This is a genomic window from Mesorhizobium sp. M7A.F.Ca.MR.176.00.0.0 (assembly GCF_004023165.1).
Classification (GTDB): domain Bacteria; phylum Pseudomonadota; class Alphaproteobacteria; order Rhizobiales; family Rhizobiaceae; genus Mesorhizobium.
The window spans coordinates 1-15,321 of record NZ_RZTC01000003.1 but is presented as its reverse complement, the minus strand read 5'-3'; the positions used below and the strand labels follow the sequence as shown (position 1 = coordinate 15,321).

Genomic DNA, 15,321 nt, shown 5'->3' with positions numbered 1-15,321 from the left:
GGCCGGATGAGGGGCCTGGGCGCAAACCTTATTCCGGCACAAACCTCACCGCGCCCTTGGCCGCGCTGGTCGCCATGGCGGCATAGGCTCGCAAGGCGGTCGTCACCTTGCGCTTGCGCTTTTCCTCGGGCTTCCAGGCCAGGGCGCCCTTGGCCTCCATCGCCGCCCGGCGGGCAGCGAGTTCCGCCTCATCGACAGCCAGGCGGATGCTGCGGTTCGGGATGTCGATCTCGATCGTATCGCCCTCCTGCACCAGCCCGATCAGCCCGCCTTCGGCGGCTTCCGGCGACGCATGGCCGATCGACAGGCCCGACGTGCCTCCCGAGAAGCGGCCGTCGGTGACCAGGGCGCAGGCCTTGCCGAGCCCTTTCGACTTCAGATAGCTGGTTGGATAAAGCATTTCCTGCATGCCTGGGCCGCCGCGCGGCCCTTCATAGCGGATGACGACCACATCGCCGGCCTTGATCTCGTTGGACAGGATCGCCTTGACGCTGGAATCCTGGCTTTCGAAGACGCGGGCCGGTCCGGTGAACTTCAGGATCGATTCATCGACGCCGGCGGTCTTCACGATGCAGCCGTCGAGAGCCAGATTGCCTTTCAGCACGGCGAGGCCGCCATCTTTGGAAAAGGGATGTTCGGTCGAGCGGATGACGCCTTTCTCGCGGTCGAGATCGAGTTCGTCCCAGCGGCGGTCCTGGCTGAAAGCGACCTGTGTCGGCACGCCGCCAGGGGCGGCGAGGAAGAAATCACGCACGCTCTGGCTGGTCGTGCGGGAAATATCCCAATGGTCGAGCGCTTCGCCCAGCGTTCGCGTGTGCACCGTCGGCAGGTCGCGGTTGAGCAGGCCGGCATTGTCGAGCTGGCCGAGGATGGCCATGATGCCGCCGGCGCGGTGCACGTCTTCCATGTGCACGTCGGACTTGGCCGGAGCAACCTTGCACAGCACCGGCACCTTGCGCGACAGCGCGTCGATGTCGTCCTGATCGAAATCGATTTCGCCCTCATGCGCGGCGGCGAGAATGTGCAGCACGGTGTTCGTCGAGCCGCCCATGGCGATGTCGAGCGTCATGGCGTTCTCGAACGCACCTTTGGAGGCGATGTTGCGTGGCAGCGCGGTTTCGTCGTCCTGCTCGTAATAGCGCGGCGAGATCGACGATCAGGTGGCCGGCCTCGACGAACAGCCGTTTGCGGTCGGCATGCGTCGCCAATGTCGAGCCGTTGCCGGGCAGCGACAGGCCAAGCGCCTCGGTCAGGCAGTTCATCGAATTGGCAGTGAACATGCCCGAGCAGGAGCCGCAGGTCGGGCAGGCCGAGCGCTCGATGACCTTGACGTCCTCGTCGGAGACCCTGTCGTCGGCGGCCGCCACCATGGCATCGACCAGGTCGAGCGCCTGCGTCTTGCCGGCGAGCACCACCTTGCCGGCTTCCATCGGACCGCCGGAAACGAAGACGGTAGGGATGTTGAGGCGCAATGATGCCATCAGCATGCCGGGCGTGATCTTGTCGCAATTGGAGATGCAGACCATGGCGTCGGCACAGTGAGCGTTGACCATGTATTCGACGGAATCGGCGATCAGCTCGCGCGACGGCAGCGAATAGAGCATGCCGTCATGGCCCATGGCGATGCCGTCGTCGACGGCGATGGTGTTGAATTCCTTGGCGACGCCGCCGGCCTTCTCGATCTCGCGCGCGACCAACTGGCCGAGATCCTTCAGATGGACATGGCCCGGCACGAACTGGGTGAAGGAGTTGACCACCGCGATGATCGGCTTGCCGAAATCGCTGTCCTTCATGCCGGTGGCGCGCCAGAGGCCGCGAGCGCCGGCCATGTTGCGGCCATGGGTGGTGGTGCGGGAGCGATAGGCAGGCATGTTTTTTCCTTGGTGGCTGGCCACAGCCATGCATGGCGCGGCGGAGCTGAATTCGGACCGCAGGCGTTATAGACGCGCAAGCCCGGTCTGGCCACAATTTTGCAATGCGCCAGATTCTCTCAAAAAAATGCGTAGCACTGTCGGATGGCGCACTGCATGCCCGTCCTTAGGCAGACGACATGGAAATGGCACCACGTTCGGAGTCAGCCGTTTCGCCGTAACGCAACCAAAACAACCCGAGGAGCACGACATGCAAAAGATCACCACCTGCCTGTGGTTCGACGGCCTGGCCGAAGAGGCCATGAATTTCTACGTCTCCATCTTCAAGAATTCGAAGGTGCTGAGCGTAATGCGCTGGCCCGAAGGCCACGCCGATGAAGGCAAGGTGCTGGTGACCACGTTCGAACTCGACGGGGTGCAATTCCAGGCGCTCAATGGTGGACCGCAGTTCAAGCACACCGAGGCGATGTCGCAGTCGATCGACTGCAAGACGCAGGAAGAGGTGGATTACTTCTGGGACAAGCTCATCGAAGGTGGCGGCCAACCGTCGCAATGCAGCTGGCTGAAGGATAAATTCGGCGTCTCCTGGCAGGTTGTGCCGGAGCAGCTGCCGCGCCTGCTGCTGGATCCGGACCGGGCCAAGGCCGGCCGCGTGATGTCGGCGATGATGCAGATGAGCAAGATCGACATCGCCAGGATCGAGGAAGCGGCGAGAGGATAGTCGAGGGTTGGCGCTGCCCCTCATCCGCCCTTCGGGCACCTTCTCCCCGTGAACGGGGAGAAGGGAAAACTGGCGCCTACGCCGCCTTGTCGCGGACCTGATAGTCCTTGATCGTGGCAAACTTGATCGCCTTCCAGCGTTCCGCTTCGTAGTTCAGCGAGAAAGCGTGCTGGGCGAGGAACACCGGATCATTGTCGAGGTCGCGGGCGATGTCACCGCGATGCGCCTCGATGAAGCGAAGCGTCTCGGCTTTGTCGTCGGCCGATATCCAGCGGCAGACTGAAAACCGCGACATCTCGAATTCGACCGGCAGCGTGTATTCGAAGTTCAGCCGTTCCTTCAGCACGTCGAGCTGCAGCGCGCCGACGACGCCGACGATGGCCGGCGAGCCATCCTCCGGCGAAAACAGCTGCACGACGCCCTCCTCTGCCATCTGGTGCAGCGCTTCCTTGAGTTTTTTCGCCTTCATCGCGTCGCCGAGGCGCACACGACGCAGGATTTCCGGGGCGAAATTCGGAACGCCGCGGAACAGTATCTCCTCGCCTTCGGTCAGCGTGTCGCCGATGCGCAGCGTGCCATGGTTGGGGATGCCGACGACGTCACCGGCAAAAGCCTCGTCAGCGGTAACGCGGGTCCGGGCAAAGAAGAACTGCGGCGCCGACAGCGACATCGGTTTTCCCGTGCGCACCAGCTTGGCCTTCATGCCGCGCTCGAGCTTGCCCGAACAGACACGGACGAAGGCGATGCGGTCGCGGTGATTGGGATCCATGTTGGCCTGGATCTTGAAGACGAAGGACGTCATCTTCTCTTCGGTCGCCTCGACCTTGCGGGTGTCGGCCTCCTGCGCGCGCGGCGGCGGTCCAAAAGCGCCGAGTGCCTCGATCAGGTCGCGCACGCCATAGTTGCGTAGCGCCGAACCGAAATAGACCGGCGTCAGATGGCCCTCGCGGAAGGCCTCAATATCAAGGGGTCTGCACGCTTCTCGCGCGAGTTCCAGTTCCTCGATGAAGGCTTCGCGCTCGTTTTCGGGCAGCAGCCCGGCGACGCGGTTGGAATCGGGGCCGTTGACCGGCGTGCGTTCCTTCTCCGCGTCGCCCCTGCGCACGGCATTCAGCGCCAGATGATAGGTGCCGGCAAAATTCTTGCCGCGGCCGATCGGCCAGGTGACGGGGGCAGTATCCAGCGCCAGCTTCTGTTCGATCTCGTCCAAAATCTCGAACGGATCGCGGCTTTCGCGGTCCATCTTGTTGATGAAGGTGATGATCGGGATGTCGCGCAGGCGGCAGACTTCGAACAGTTTCAGCGTGCGTGGCTCGATGCCCTTGGCGGCATCGATGACCATGACCGCCGAGTCGACCGCCGACAGCGTGCGGTAGGTGTCGTCGGCGAAATCCTCGTGGCCGGGCGTGTCGAGCAGGTTGAAGACATTGTCCTCATACTCGAAGGTCATCACCGAGGTGACGACCGAGATGCCGCGTTCGCGCTCGATCTTCATCCAGTCGGACCGCGTCTGGATCTTGTCCTTCTTGGCCTTGACCTCGCCGGCGAGCTGGATGGCGCCGCCGAACAGCAGCAGCTTTTCGGTGAGCGTCGTCTTGCCGGCGTCCGGGTGCGCGATGATCGCGAAGGTGCGGCGGCGTGCCACTTCTTCTTCTATTGCTTCGGGCATTCTCTGGGATTTCCGTGTGACAGGCCGGGCTTCTAGCAGCGCAGTGCCGGCCTGTCGACCGGTCCGGCGGCTCGGGCGCTGCTGATCGCCGCCTCACCGTCAGAGCATACAGCTCAGTCGTGCTGTGGCTCCGGCCAGTGCATTGCCGCATATTTTACGCTGCGCGATGTTGGCAAGCGGCTGCCGGGATGGCACTGGATGAACATCCCTCCGGATGACGAGGAAGAGGAGCAAGCATGACTGCGGCGAAACAAGTAATCGTCATCGGCGCCGGCATCATCGGTGCCTCCACCGCCTGGCATCTGAGCAGAGCGGGTGCGCAAGTGACGGTGATTGCCGACAGTGCTGCCGGTGGGGTGGCGACGCCAAATTCGTTCGCCTGGATCAACGCCAGCTGGGGCAATCCGGAGCCCTATTTCCGGCTGCGCACCCGCGCCATGGCCGAATGGTCGCGGCTGGCGCAGGACCTGCCCGACCTGCCGCTTATCTGGTGCGGCGGCCTGTGCTGGGACTTACCGGCGGCCGACATGGAAACCTACGCCACGGAACATTCCGCCTGGGGCTATGGCATCAGCCAAGTCGACCGCGCCGGTGCAGCGCGCATCGAACCTAATCTCACCGAGCTTCCGGATTTTGCCCTGCATGTTGCCGAAGAAGGTGTCGCAGAGCCCGTGGCCGCCGTCCGTGCCCTATTGGCAGACGCGAAGCGACATGGCGCGAAGACCATCTCCAGCACGGTGACGGCCCTGGTCCAGACCGGCGGCAGGATCACCGGTGTCGACACATCGCATGGCCTGATTGCATCGGACGAGGTGGTGGTCGCGGCCGGCGTTGGCTCGCCGGAGATCGCCGCGACCGCCGGGATCAACCTGCCGATCGAAACGCCGCCCGGCCTGATCGTCCATTCGCGACCGCACGAAAAGCTGCTCAACGGGCTGGTGCTGGCCGAGCGGCTGCACATGCGCCAGACGGCGGAAGGCCGCATCATCGCCGGCTCGGATTTTGGCGGAGCCGATCCGGGCATGGATGCCGAAGCCACCGCCCACGCCCTGTTTGCGGCCATGAAGGCCATGCTGCGCGACAGCGATGGGTTGGAACTCGATTTCCACACGGTCGGCTACCGGCCGACGCCGATCGACGGCTTTCCGATCATTGGCCGCGCCGAGGGCTTGGACGGTGTCTATGTCGCCGTCATGCATTCCGGCATCACGTTGGCGCCGGCCATCGGCCTGTTCGCCGCTCGGGAAATCCTCGACGGCGAGCGCGACCCCTTACTTGCCCCTTATGGATTGTCGCGTTTCGCTCAATAGGCGGGCGGACGCCGAAAGCCGCCGGTCAGTGGTTCGATTGCCCTGGCGATGCCGAGCAGCTGTGACTCCGACCAGCGTTTGCCGACCAGTTGCAAGCCGATCGGCAAGCCCTCGCTGCCCTGTCCGCATGGGATGGAAAGCGCCGGATGGCCGCTGTAGTTGAAGACGGCGCCATAGGCCGGCAGCATCCAGTAGCTCTGCTCCTTGCCGTCGACCGTGATCGGCGTGCCCGGCTCGCAATGCGGGAAGGCGGAAGTCATGGCGACCGGGCAGAGCAGCGCGTCATGGTTTTCGAAAAACCGGTCCCAGGCGAGAATGGACCTGTCGCGGCGGGCGAGTGCCTCGAACCAATGCGAGACCGGTGTCGGGTTCTCCGGCGACTCCGGCTGGGCGGCCTCCAGCATCATGCCGATCAGCGCGCCGCCCTGCACCAGATCGTGGTGCAGATCGAGTTTCGGCAGTTTTGCCTCCTCAACGAGGGCACCGGCCGATTGCAGCTGCCTTGCGAGGTTTTCGACCGCGGCGCTGATGTCGCCGGCCACCGGAAAGCCGGGAAAGGACGGCGCGAAGGCGATGCGCAATGTCCTAGGGTCGAGCTTCGGCATATCCTGGACCGGCACCGGAGCAAGATCGGTGTCGCTTCCATCCGGGCCGGCGATGATTTGATAAATCAGCGCCAAATCTTGCACGCTGCGCGCCAACGGCCCGAGGCAGGACATCAGCCGCACGCTGCGCGCGGCACCGCCGGGATCGGGGAAGGCACCGGCCAGCGAGACACGATGCTCCGTCGGCTTCAAGCCATAAACACCGCAAAAGGCGGCCGGCAGCCGGATCGAATCCTGCATGTCTGTGCCCACGTCGAACGGCGTCATCCCCAAGCAAATTGCCGCTGCCGCGCCTCCGCTGGAGCCTCCCGCCGTGCGCTGGAGATTCCATGGATTGTTGGTGCGGCCGAACAGCGGGTTGTTCGATTGCCAGTCCGAAAGCATGGCCGCGACATTGGTCTTGGCCATCAGCACGCCGCCGGCCGCTTTCAGTCTGATGACGACCGGGCTGTCCTGCTTGGCGACATAGTCGGCAAAGGGCGGGAAGCCGACCGTGGTCCTTATGCCTGACGTTTCGTGCATGTCTTTCAGCGTGAACGGCACGCCATGCAGAGGTCCGGGTGCGGCGCCGCGCGCCTGGGCAGCGTCCGCCTTCTTGGCACGCTCGCGGGCGCCTTCCCTGTCGAGCGAGATGACGGCATTCACCGCATGGTTGTGCGCATCGATTTGCGCCAGATAGGCGTCGAGTGCTTCCACGGCGGAGATTTTGCGCTTGGCGATGGCTGCAGCGAGATCGACGGTTGAGGAGAAGACGATGTCCATGAGGAATGCTCCGGCTTGGCCGCGCGTGCCTGACCAATTGGCGGAACGCGGCGCGATTTCAAGCGGAGTTGAGCATTCGGTATTCGCTAGTGCTTGATCGAAGTTGTGCTGCCGATGTCGGCACTCTACGGCGCCCCCCTCTGGCCTGCCGGCCATCTCCCCCTCAAGTGGGGAGATTGGATAGCGTCACGGCTTTCGCCAATCTTCAACGTTGCAAGAACGCGCGGTCGGCGAAGCTGCCAATCTCCCCACTTGAGGGGGAGATGTCCGGCAGGACAGAGGGGGCGCTGGCCCGCGACTTTGCAGCATTTGCGATCCGGCGAAGAAACTTACCCGACCAGCGCCAGCTTTGCCGCCGCTGGAGCAAACGGGCGAATGCTGATGCCGTCCCGCGTCATCGTGACAAAACTCGATGGCGGGATCGCTTGCCAGTCGCCGCCCTCGCGGTCGAACGGCTCGGACACGATGCAGCGGCCGCCGCCCTTGCGCAAGACGGAGGTGTAGAGCGTCGGCGCGTGGGCGTCGGTGGCATAGCGCACCGCATGCAGCGCCTGTCCATCCGAGAAGGCGGCGGTGAGCTTCAGCGCTGGTTCGAGGCCGGCGCGGCGCGAGGCTTCGAGCACGCGGCTAGTGGCGCGGGACACCGCGCCTTGCGGATCGCCGGCCAACCCTTCGTCGATCATCAGCAGGAAAAAGAGTTCGGAATCGGTGGTGCCTTCGCGCTGGTCGAAGACGGCGTCTGACAGCGAATTCTCCAGCGCGCGGCGGATCTTCTCGAAGCCGCCGATCTGGCCGTTGTGCATGAACGACCAGGCGCCGGAGATGAACGGATGGCAATTCATGCGGCTGGTGGCGCCGCCGGTGGACGCCCGTACATGGGCGAGGAACAGGCCGGATTTGATCTGCCGGCACAGGCTTTTCAGATTGGGATCGGACCAGGCCGGCAGGATATCGCGATAGAGACCCGGCTCTGGGCGGTCGCCATACCAGGCAAGGCCGAAGCCGTCGCCATTGGTCGGCGATTTCGCTTCCTGGGCGCAATGGCTCTGGGCGATCAGCGAGTGACAGGGCGCCGTGAGGATGTCTTCGAGAAAGACCGCTTCACCGAGATAGGCCGCCCACCGGCACATCGCTTCTGTCGTCCTCTAGGCGCGATCCATAAGAGCCGCAGGCTCCTTGATCGCGTGTGTGCCTCTGTTGTGCGTCCGCTCGTAAAGCTCGCGAACGATTCGGCTGGCGGTAGTTTCAAACAGAAATGGCAAGAAAGCATGAACGAGCGCAGCACAAGCCGCCATCAACAGGCGCGACGAAAACCAGGCGGCAAAAGCCATATGACTGAGATAGGTTTCGCCGACCTTGGCCGGATGAGAGGTGAAAATCCTTGCGACCGACATGCTGGTTCCCCTTCAGCGCTTCAAGTTCCTGATATGAGTATCCTGACACGCTTCGCCGGTTCATCGGTCTCAAAATGTCCTTGTATTTCGGTGATCCTTGGGACAAACATCCCACATGACGCTGGAAATTGACGAAATCGACCGGAAATTGCTCACTGAGCTGCAACGCGACGGCACGCTGTCGGTCGACCAGCTGTCGGAACGGGTGGCGCTGTCGCGCAATGCCTGCTGGCGCCGGGTGAGGCGGCTGGAAGAGGCTGGTGTCATCACCGGCAGGGTGGCGCTGGTCGATGCCGAAAAGCTCGGGCTTGGCCTTTCCGTCTTCATCCTGATCCGCACGTCCAACCACGATCCGGAGTGGCTGCAGAAGTTCCGGGCGGCGGTGACCGGCTTTCCCGAGATCATCGGCGTCTACCGCATGTCCGGCGACCTCGATTATGTCTTGCGCGCCCGCGTCGCCGACGTGAAGGCCTATGATCGGCTCTACCAGCGGCTGATCGCCAAGGTGGCGCTGTCGGATGTGTCCGCGTCCTTCGTGATGGAGGAGATCAAGGAGACGACCGTCGTTCCGATGGAACTGCGTTAGTAGCGCTACGTTCGCGTTTGGCCGAAGCCTCCCCAACTTCGTCATACCAGGGCGGAGCAGCCGCGAAGCGGCGTCGCGGAGACCCTGGTATCCATGCCGTGACCTACCCAAGAGTGCAACGGCGCAGAACTCTGCACCGTCGTGACCCGTTGGAGTCGCGGCATGGATCCTCGGGTCTGCGCCGCGTCGCTACGCTCCTTGCTCGCCCGTGGATGACGAAGCATGGACGTTTTCGCCAATCACCAAGCATGCAATCCTTCAGCGCAACAAATCCATTAAAACTCCTGTGCCCGAAACCAGGTCACAGTGCCGCCCAAAAGAAAGCCGTTGATAGAATTACAGTCGAGTTGACCGAATCGCCGTTCGCGCCGATAGGATCGATTTTATGCGCGCAGCCCTTCAAACTTCCTCCGTCATCGGTCCGACCGTCGGCTTCGTCAGGTTGCCGCATGCTGAAGGACTTCCCCTTCCCGCCTATGAAAGCACTGGTGCCGCCGGCATGGATCTGCGCGCCGCTGTGCCGGACGACCGGCCGCTGCTGATCCTTCCGGGAAAGCGCGCTCTGGTGCCGACCGGGCTGATCCTGGAAATTCCGGAAGGCATGGAGGGCCAGGTGCGGCCCCGCTCCGGACTTGCTTTCAAGCACGGCCTGACCGTCCTCAACACGCCCGGCACCATCGATAGCGACTATCGCGGCGAGGTGAAGGTGCTGCTGATCAATCTCGGCGATGAAGACTTTGCCGTGACGCGCGGCATGCGCATCGCCCAGATCATCTTCGCTGCGGTGGCCCAGGCGACCGTGGAAGAGCGCAGTCTGGCCGGTGGTACGGCGCGTGGCGCGGGCGGGTTCGGATCGACCGGCACCGCCTGATGCCTGAACTGCCTAAGCTTGTCATCTTCGACTGCGACGGGATCCTGGTCGATACAGAGAATTTGGCCAATCGGCGTCTCGCCGAATGGCTGACCGCTGCCGGCTATCCGACAAGCTTCGAATATTGCCGCAAGAATTTCTCCGGCCGCAGCATGGCGTCGGTGCAGAAAGAGATCGAAGAAGAGACCAGCGTCAGGCTCGGCGCCGGTTTCGTCGATCGCTGGAACGCCGGCCTGCCGGACCTGTTTGCCCACGGCGTCGAAGCGATCCCCTACGTCCGCGAGTTCGTCGAAGCCGTGCGTTCAGCCGGTATCGCCTATTGCGTCGCCACCTCGGCCCGGGTGTCGAAGATGCACATCACGCTTGGCCAGACCGGGCTGCTGCCGCTGTTCGAACACGCGATGTTTTCCTCGACCATGGTCAGCCGTGGCAAGCCGTTCCCGGACCTGTTCCTGCATGCGGCCAAGACCATGGGCTTCGCGCCTGCCGACTGCATCGTCATCGAGGACAGCGTCGCCGGCACGCAGGCCGGGATCGCCGCCGGCATGCGGGTGTTTTCCTACCATGCCGATCCCTATTCCGACCGCGCCGGCCTGATCCAGGCCGGCGGCATCCTGTTCGACGACATGCGCGAGCTGGCCGGGCTGGTGCCGATCCACTGACCTGATCTTCAGCCTGCAGCTGTACGCCTCGATTGTCCGTGCTAGCTTGGCGCCGCCAACTCGAGGCCACGCATGAACCCCAGCCTGCTCCGCCTCATCCTCGCCTTGATGCTGGCGCCGTTTCTATGGACCGCGGCCGGCGCGCAAGCCATCAGCTTTCCGGAGCTCGGCAGCGCTCTGCCCGGCCGCACGGATGTCACCTATCTCGACCTCGCGAGGATGGTCATTCCGGATCTCGCTGCGGACAAGGACGGCTTCTATAGGGGTGGGTTGCCGATCGAGATGCGTCATATCGAGGGACCGGACAGCGGCGGTTCGCCGCCCGAGACTTCGGGCTTTTCCAATGCCGCGGTGCTCGCCATCAAGGCCGGCGGCAAGGATCGGCTGACCATGCTGTTCGACCTTGGCGATTCTCCCGACAGCGCCGAAGGCTATGCGGTGCTGGCGCTCTACGACATCACGGCCAAGCCAAAGCTGCTCGACGCCGTCAATGTCGCGCTCGACCGCGGCACCTATTTCCACGAGCCGGGCAGACTTTCGGTCAGCGCCAACGATGACGTCCTCATCACCATGAGCGCGCATTTCAATTCGAGCCAGAACTATGTGATCACGCCGCTGATCATGATCCGCGACGACAAGTTCGAACCGATCGACATGATCTATACGTTCGACGAAAACCTGTGCGCCTACAGCCGCAAGCAGGACGTGACTTTGCAGACCGTAGGCGACGGCCAGCCTTATGCCGCCATCAAGGTGACCGTGACCGACTCTACTGTGCTGAACGGCGAAAGCTGTGACGACACTCCGCCCAGACCAGAGTCCCACGAGATTTCCGTCACCTATCACTGGGACAAGAAGACATCGCGCTACACCAAGGATTCCGACGCGCTGGACAAATTGGCAGGAGAGAACGCCAATCGCTTCTGAACCAACCGCATTCGTTTGCCCGGTCAAATCGGGCAGGATAAAATCCGCTTAGCCACACCGCACATGATGGGGGAACTACCATGGACAAGGGCAAGATCTTTCGCGACCTGCATGCCTCGACCTTCGTCATGCCCAATCCCTGGGATATTGGCACGACGAAGCTGCTGGCCTCGTTCGGTTTCACGGCGCTGGCGACGACCAGCGCCGGCTTTGCTTTTTCACGCGGCCTGCCGGATGGCGCCGTGACCTTCGACCAGATGATCCACCATTGCCGCGAGGTGACGGCGGCGACCAGCCTGCCTGTCTCCGCCGACCTCGAGAAAGGCAAGGGCGACAGCGCCGAGCAGGCCGCCGAAACCGTCTTCGCGGCGGAAGCGGCCGGCCTTGCCGGATGCTCGATCGAGGACCACACCGGCGATCCGGACAAGCCGATCTATGATTTCGCGCACGCCGTCGAGCGCGTTGCGGCGGCGGCGGAGGCGGCGCGGGCGCTGAAGCGCGATTTCGTCTTCACCGCGCGGGCGGAGAATTTCCTGTGGGGCAAGTCCGACCTCGACGACACCATCAAGCGGCTGCAGGCCTTCGAGAAGGCCGGCGCCGACGTGCTCTATGCGCCCGGCATCGGCGACGTCGAGATGATCCGCACGCTCTGCTCGGCGGTCAACAAGCCGGTCAATGTCATGGCAAAGCCTGGCTTCACCATCGCCGACCTCGCCATGGCCGGCGTCAAGCGCATCTCGCTCGGGCCGTGGCTGACCAATTTCGCCTATGGCATGCTGGAAACGGCGGCGCGCGAGATCCAGCAGGACGGCACCTTCGGCTTCACCCGCGCCGCCATGCCGTTCGGCAAATTGCAAGCCCTCTTCGGCAAGTCTTCAGCTTGAACGGGGCCCATCGCATGACGCTTACCGTCGTCGATATGCATACCGGCGGCGAGCCGCTCAGGATCGTCACCGGCGGCTATCCCAGTGTCCCCAAGGGCACGATCCTGGAAAAGCGCGCCTATGTGCGCGACCATCTCGATCATCTCAGGAAGATCCTGATGTTCGAGCCGCGCGGCCATTACGACATGTATGGCGCCCTGCTGGTCGAACCCGACCTGCCCGGCGCCGACCTCGCCGTGCTGTTCATGCACAATGAGGGCTATTCGACGATGTGCGGCCACGCCATCGTCGCGCTCGGCCGCTACGCCGTAGATGAAGGATTGGTGGCGAAACAGGAACCAATCACGACAATCAATATCGAGGCGCCGTGCGGGCTGGTCGTCGCCTCGGTCGAGGTCAGGGACGGCAAGGCCGGTGCGGTGTCGTTCGAAAGCGTGCCGGCGTTCCTGTTCGCCGGCGGGCAGACGATAGAGCTGGCGGGCCACGGCACGATCGGCTTCGACGTCGCCTATGGCGGCGCTTTCTACGCGCTGGCCGATTGTCACCAATTCGGGCTCGAATTCGGCAAAAGCCGGGTGCGCGATTTCGTCGATGCGGCAACCGCGCTGACGGACAGGCTCAAGGCCGAATTTCCGCTGTCGCATCCCGACCACGGCGACCTTGCCTTCCTCTACGGCACCATCCTGACCGATGGCCGCGATGCTTTTTCCGATGGGGTGACCAAGAACATCTGCGTCTTCGCCGAGGCGGAGGTCGACCGCTCGCCGACCGGGTCCGGCGTCACCGCAAGGCTGGCGGCCATGCATGCCAAGGGCGAGATCGCGATCGGGCAGACGCGTATGTTCGAAAGCATTGCCGGCTCGCGTTTTTCGGGAGCCGTGGTGCGGACGGCGAAGGCTGGCCCGCACGGGGCGATCATCGCCCGCGTCGGCGGCCGCGCCTATTATAGTGGCAGGACGGAGTTTATCGTCGAAGCGGACGACGAGCTCGGACGCGGATTCCTGTTGCGCTGAAGAAAATGCTCAGCGGCGCGAGGAGCGAGCCACTTCCCGCACCGAGATCGCCTTGTGCAGATGCACCATCACGGCGGCGGCGAAGAGCGGCGTCAGCAGGTTGAGCAACGGCACGGCGAGGAAAGCCGCGATGAGCAGCCCGGCGAGAAACACCGTGCCGGCATAGTGCCTGCGTAAGGCCCTGGCCTCTTCTTCCCCGCGAAAGCGCATGGCAGCGAATTCGAAGAACTCGCGCCCGAGCAGATAGCCGTTGACGATAAAGAAGGCGGCTATGTTGACGCCCGGCACCAGCAGAAGCAGCAGGGCGACGATGTTGCCGAGAATGACGACGGCGAGGAATCGCGCCGACAGCACCAGCGAGCGCAGCGCCGGCATGGCGCGACCGGTCGGATCGCCGGGATAGTCGGTGCGCTCGACCACTTCGGCGATATCGTCGAGGAACAGGCCGGCGACAACAGCCGTCACCGGCGCGATGAGCAATGCCATGCCGAAGGCAAGCGCTATCGCGGCGATGATGCCACCCAGCCAGCCGGCCCAGGACGGTATGCCGGGCAACAGCGTCTGCAGCCACGGCAGGGCGAGCCACTCGACGAGGCTGGTCAGGCCGAACCACAAGGCGACAAGCGCCAGCAGCGTCAGACCCAATGTCTTGAGGAACACGGCCCGAAAGGGAGGCGAGAGCAGCTCGAGGGCCGCAGTGCGGGCAGCGTCGAAAATCACCGTGCTTTACCCCCAGGTCACACCAGACACCGTCGAAAAGGCGGATACTTCCGAGATAAGCAGAGCACGGCATGAGCGCAAGCAGGCCGGTTCTTTTGCTTTAACGCAGTCCCCAAGGGGAGAGCGCTATGCGCTTTTCCCGGGAAAACCGCTTCACACTTGTCCTGGAATTGCTCTACCGCGCAAATGCTGGCTTTCGAACCGGAATGGTCATGGCGGCGACCCCAGCCACGACAAACCCCATGCCCAGCCATGCCGTCGAGCCTAGGCTTTCGCCGAGGAAAAGGGCGCCGATGCCGACGCCGATCGGCACCCGCAGATAGGCCTGCGAGGTGGTGCCGACCGAACCCAACGTGTGGATGAGGCGGAAATAGATGACGAAGGCCAATGCGGTGGAAAACACCGACAGGCCGAGCAGGGCCAGAATCGATGCGGCCGAAGGCGCCAGCGTCCACGGCTGGTCGAACACCAGACTGAGGGGCACGAGGATGACGGCGCCGCACAGCATCGAACCGGCGGCAGGCAGCATCGGATCGAGACCCTTGAAGCCGCGGCCGAAAATGGCGGCCCCGGCATAGCAGATTGTTGCCGCTACGATGGCCAACTGCGCCCACAACTCGTGACCGAGACCACCCAGTGCCTGCGTGCCTATGATGAGACAGATGCCGGCAATGCCGGCGCCGACGCCAATCAGCTTCCGCACCGTGACCGGCTCGTGGCGGGTGATGAGCGCTGTCAAGAGGAAGGTGAAGATCGGCGAGGTCGCGTTCAGGATGGTGGCGGGGCCGGCATCGACCGAACGTTCCGCCGCGGCGATCAGGGTGAACGGGATGACGCTGTTGAGGCAGGCCTGGAAGGCGAAGCGGCGCCAGCTTGCCGCATCGCCCGGCATGGCGAGCCCGCGCCAGCGGAGGATGGCAAACAAGATACCACCGGCAATCAGGGTGCGGGCGGCAATGAAGGTGACCGGCGGGATGGTTTCGACGCCGATCTTGATGAAGGTGTAGGAGGCGCCCCAGAGCACCGCCAGCACGACGAGCAGCGCAAGGTCGGTGGTCATGTCGTTCTTTGCAGGCTCGTTCTTTGTCGGCATGGCTCGCCTTCAAACGGGATCGGGTGAGCCATGCTTGTAGGCGGTCCGGCGATGAAATGCTTCGGCCACGGTCGAATTGTCATAGCGCCTCGCGGCTGATGCGCCTTTTGCCTGTTCCGCCAAAGTTGCGTGTCACGCCCTAGGCAAACCGGTTTCAAATCGCTAGACCCGCGCCGGACCGGCGTGGCAAGAAGCCGGCTCGGGTTTTGGCGGAGATTTTGATGCCGGATTAT

14 protein-coding genes and 1 pseudogene are annotated in these 15,321 nt (G+C 63.5%); 8 read left to right on the top strand and 7 right to left on the bottom strand.

What is annotated here, in order from left to right:
- Window positions 1-28 precede the first annotated feature (28 nt).
- A pseudogene (gene ilvD, locus EOB59_RS01720) lies at window positions 29-1,871 on the bottom strand (dihydroxy-acid dehydratase).
- 250 nt (window positions 1,872-2,121) lie between these two features.
- Here ilvD and EOB59_RS01715 point away from each other — a divergent pair.
- On the top strand, window positions 2,122-2,592 hold the full coding sequence (locus EOB59_RS01715) for a VOC family protein (RefSeq protein ID WP_127808104.1): 471 nt from the start codon (window positions 2,122-2,124) through the stop codon (window positions 2,590-2,592).
- Window positions 2,593-2,668: 76 nt separating this feature from the next.
- On the opposite strand, the gene EOB59_RS01710 is transcribed toward EOB59_RS01715, so the two are convergent.
- On the bottom strand, window positions 2,669-4,261 hold the full coding sequence (locus tag EOB59_RS01710; protein WP_127808105.1) for a peptide chain release factor 3: 1,593 nt from the start codon (window positions 4,259-4,261) through the stop codon (window positions 2,669-2,671).
- Window positions 4,262-4,497: 236 nt separating this feature from the next.
- Between EOB59_RS01710 and EOB59_RS01705 the strand changes: the two genes are divergently transcribed.
- Window positions 4,498-5,571, top strand: coding sequence for an FAD-binding oxidoreductase (locus EOB59_RS01705; protein ID WP_127808106.1), 1,074 nt, complete (start codon window positions 4,498-4,500; stop codon window positions 5,569-5,571).
- Here EOB59_RS01705 and EOB59_RS01700 read toward each other — a convergent pair.
- The 3 genes from EOB59_RS01700 to EOB59_RS01685 all read right to left on the bottom strand — a co-directional run bounded on the left by EOB59_RS01700 (window position 5,565) and on the right by EOB59_RS01685 (window position 8,332).
- Window positions 5,565-6,938 (bottom strand): amidase, encoded by a 1,374-nt coding sequence (locus EOB59_RS01700; protein WP_128287502.1) that lies wholly within the window; start codon window positions 6,936-6,938, stop codon window positions 5,565-5,567. The two genes, EOB59_RS01705 and EOB59_RS01700, sit on opposite strands and share 7 nt — an antisense overlap.
- Before the next feature lie 329 nt (window positions 6,939-7,267).
- Entirely contained in the window at window positions 7,268-8,068 is an 801-nt protein-coding gene (locus tag EOB59_RS01690; protein ID WP_127266625.1) for a class II glutamine amidotransferase, read from the bottom strand.
- Window positions 8,069-8,083: 15 nt separating this feature from the next.
- Complete coding sequence (locus EOB59_RS01685; protein ID WP_128287501.1) at window positions 8,084-8,332, bottom strand: DUF6356 family protein; 249 nt, start codon at window positions 8,330-8,332, stop codon at window positions 8,084-8,086.
- A gap of 115 nt (window positions 8,333-8,447) precedes the next feature.
- Between EOB59_RS01685 and EOB59_RS01680 the strand changes: the two genes are divergently transcribed.
- The 6 genes from EOB59_RS01680 to EOB59_RS01655 all read left to right on the top strand — a co-directional run bounded on the left by EOB59_RS01680 (window position 8,448) and on the right by EOB59_RS01655 (window position 13,275).
- Window positions 8,448-8,918 carry an Lrp/AsnC family transcriptional regulator gene (locus tag EOB59_RS01680; protein WP_127332244.1) on the top strand — a complete coding sequence of 157 codons (471 nt, stop codon included), beginning with the start codon at window positions 8,448-8,450 and terminating at the stop codon, window positions 8,916-8,918.
- A gap of 385 nt (window positions 8,919-9,303) precedes the next feature.
- The gene (dut, locus tag EOB59_RS01675; RefSeq protein ID WP_127321744.1) at window positions 9,304-9,789 is read left to right on the top strand and encodes a dUTP diphosphatase; all 486 of its coding nucleotides are present in this window, start codon (window positions 9,304-9,306) and stop codon (window positions 9,787-9,789) included.
- On the top strand, window positions 9,789-10,451 hold the full coding sequence (locus EOB59_RS01670) for an HAD family phosphatase (RefSeq protein WP_127408497.1): 663 nt from the start codon (window positions 9,789-9,791) through the stop codon (window positions 10,449-10,451). The genes dut and EOB59_RS01670 overlap by 1 nt, the downstream gene beginning before the upstream one ends.
- 72 nt (window positions 10,452-10,523) lie before the next feature.
- Window positions 10,524-11,378: a hypothetical protein gene (locus tag EOB59_RS01665; protein WP_127808109.1), complete on the top strand. Its 855-nt coding sequence runs from the start codon at window positions 10,524-10,526 to the stop codon at window positions 11,376-11,378.
- An 80-nt stretch (window positions 11,379-11,458) separates the two neighbouring features.
- A complete protein-coding gene (locus EOB59_RS01660) occupies window positions 11,459-12,262 on the top strand; it encodes an oxaloacetate decarboxylase (RefSeq protein ID WP_128287500.1) in 804 nt (267 codons plus the stop codon).
- Window positions 12,263-12,276: 14 nt separating this feature from the next.
- Complete coding sequence (locus tag EOB59_RS01655) at window positions 12,277-13,275, top strand: proline racemase family protein (protein WP_128287499.1); 999 nt, start codon at window positions 12,277-12,279, stop codon at window positions 13,273-13,275.
- 9 nt (window positions 13,276-13,284) lie between these two features.
- Here the strand turns inward: EOB59_RS01655 and EOB59_RS01650 are convergent, their stop codons facing one another.
- Together EOB59_RS01650 and EOB59_RS01640 are read right to left on the bottom strand one after the other, a co-directional pair.
- Window positions 13,285-13,995, bottom strand: coding sequence for a sulfate transporter family protein (locus EOB59_RS01650; protein ID WP_128287498.1), 711 nt, complete (start codon window positions 13,993-13,995; stop codon window positions 13,285-13,287).
- Window positions 13,996-14,170: 175 nt separating this feature from the next.
- Window positions 14,171-15,088: an EamA family transporter gene (locus EOB59_RS01640; protein ID WP_128287496.1), complete on the bottom strand. Its 918-nt coding sequence runs from the start codon at window positions 15,086-15,088 to the stop codon at window positions 14,171-14,173.
- Window positions 15,089-15,321: the final 233 nt, after the last annotated feature.

Bases quoted from the DNA above. Each gene is read 5' to 3' on its own strand.
- EOB59_RS01680 (WP_127332244.1), top strand. From the start codon at position 8,448: ATGACGCTGGAAATTGACGAAATCGACCGGAAATTGCTCACTGAGCTG.
- EOB59_RS01655 (WP_128287499.1), top strand. From the start codon at position 12,277: ATGACGCTTACCGTCGTCGATATGCATACCGGCGGCGAGCCGCTCAGG.
- dut (WP_127321744.1), top strand. From the start codon at position 9,304: ATGCGCGCAGCCCTTCAAACTTCCTCCGTCATCGGTCCGACCGTCGGC.
- EOB59_RS01665 (WP_127808109.1), top strand. From the start codon at position 10,524: ATGAACCCCAGCCTGCTCCGCCTCATCCTCGCCTTGATGCTGGCGCCG.
- EOB59_RS01705 (WP_127808106.1), top strand. From the start codon at position 4,498: ATGACTGCGGCGAAACAAGTAATCGTCATCGGCGCCGGCATCATCGGT.
- EOB59_RS01640 (WP_128287496.1), bottom strand. From the start codon at position 15,088: ATGCCGACAAAGAACGAGCCTGCAAAGAACGACATGACCACCGACCTT.
- EOB59_RS01660 (WP_128287500.1), top strand. From the start codon at position 11,459: ATGGACAAGGGCAAGATCTTTCGCGACCTGCATGCCTCGACCTTCGTC.
- EOB59_RS01670 (WP_127408497.1), top strand. From the start codon at position 9,789: ATGCCTGAACTGCCTAAGCTTGTCATCTTCGACTGCGACGGGATCCTG.
- EOB59_RS01710 (WP_127808105.1), bottom strand. From the start codon at position 4,261: ATGCCCGAAGCAATAGAAGAAGAAGTGGCACGCCGCCGCACCTTCGCG.
- EOB59_RS01700 (WP_128287502.1), bottom strand. From the start codon at position 6,938: ATGGACATCGTCTTCTCCTCAACCGTCGATCTCGCTGCAGCCATCGCC.
- EOB59_RS01690 (WP_127266625.1), bottom strand. From the start codon at position 8,068: ATGTGCCGGTGGGCGGCCTATCTCGGTGAAGCGGTCTTTCTCGAAGAC.
- EOB59_RS01715 (WP_127808104.1), top strand. From the start codon at position 2,122: ATGCAAAAGATCACCACCTGCCTGTGGTTCGACGGCCTGGCCGAAGAG.
- EOB59_RS01685 (WP_128287501.1), bottom strand. From the start codon at position 8,332: ATGTCGGTCGCAAGGATTTTCACCTCTCATCCGGCCAAGGTCGGCGAA.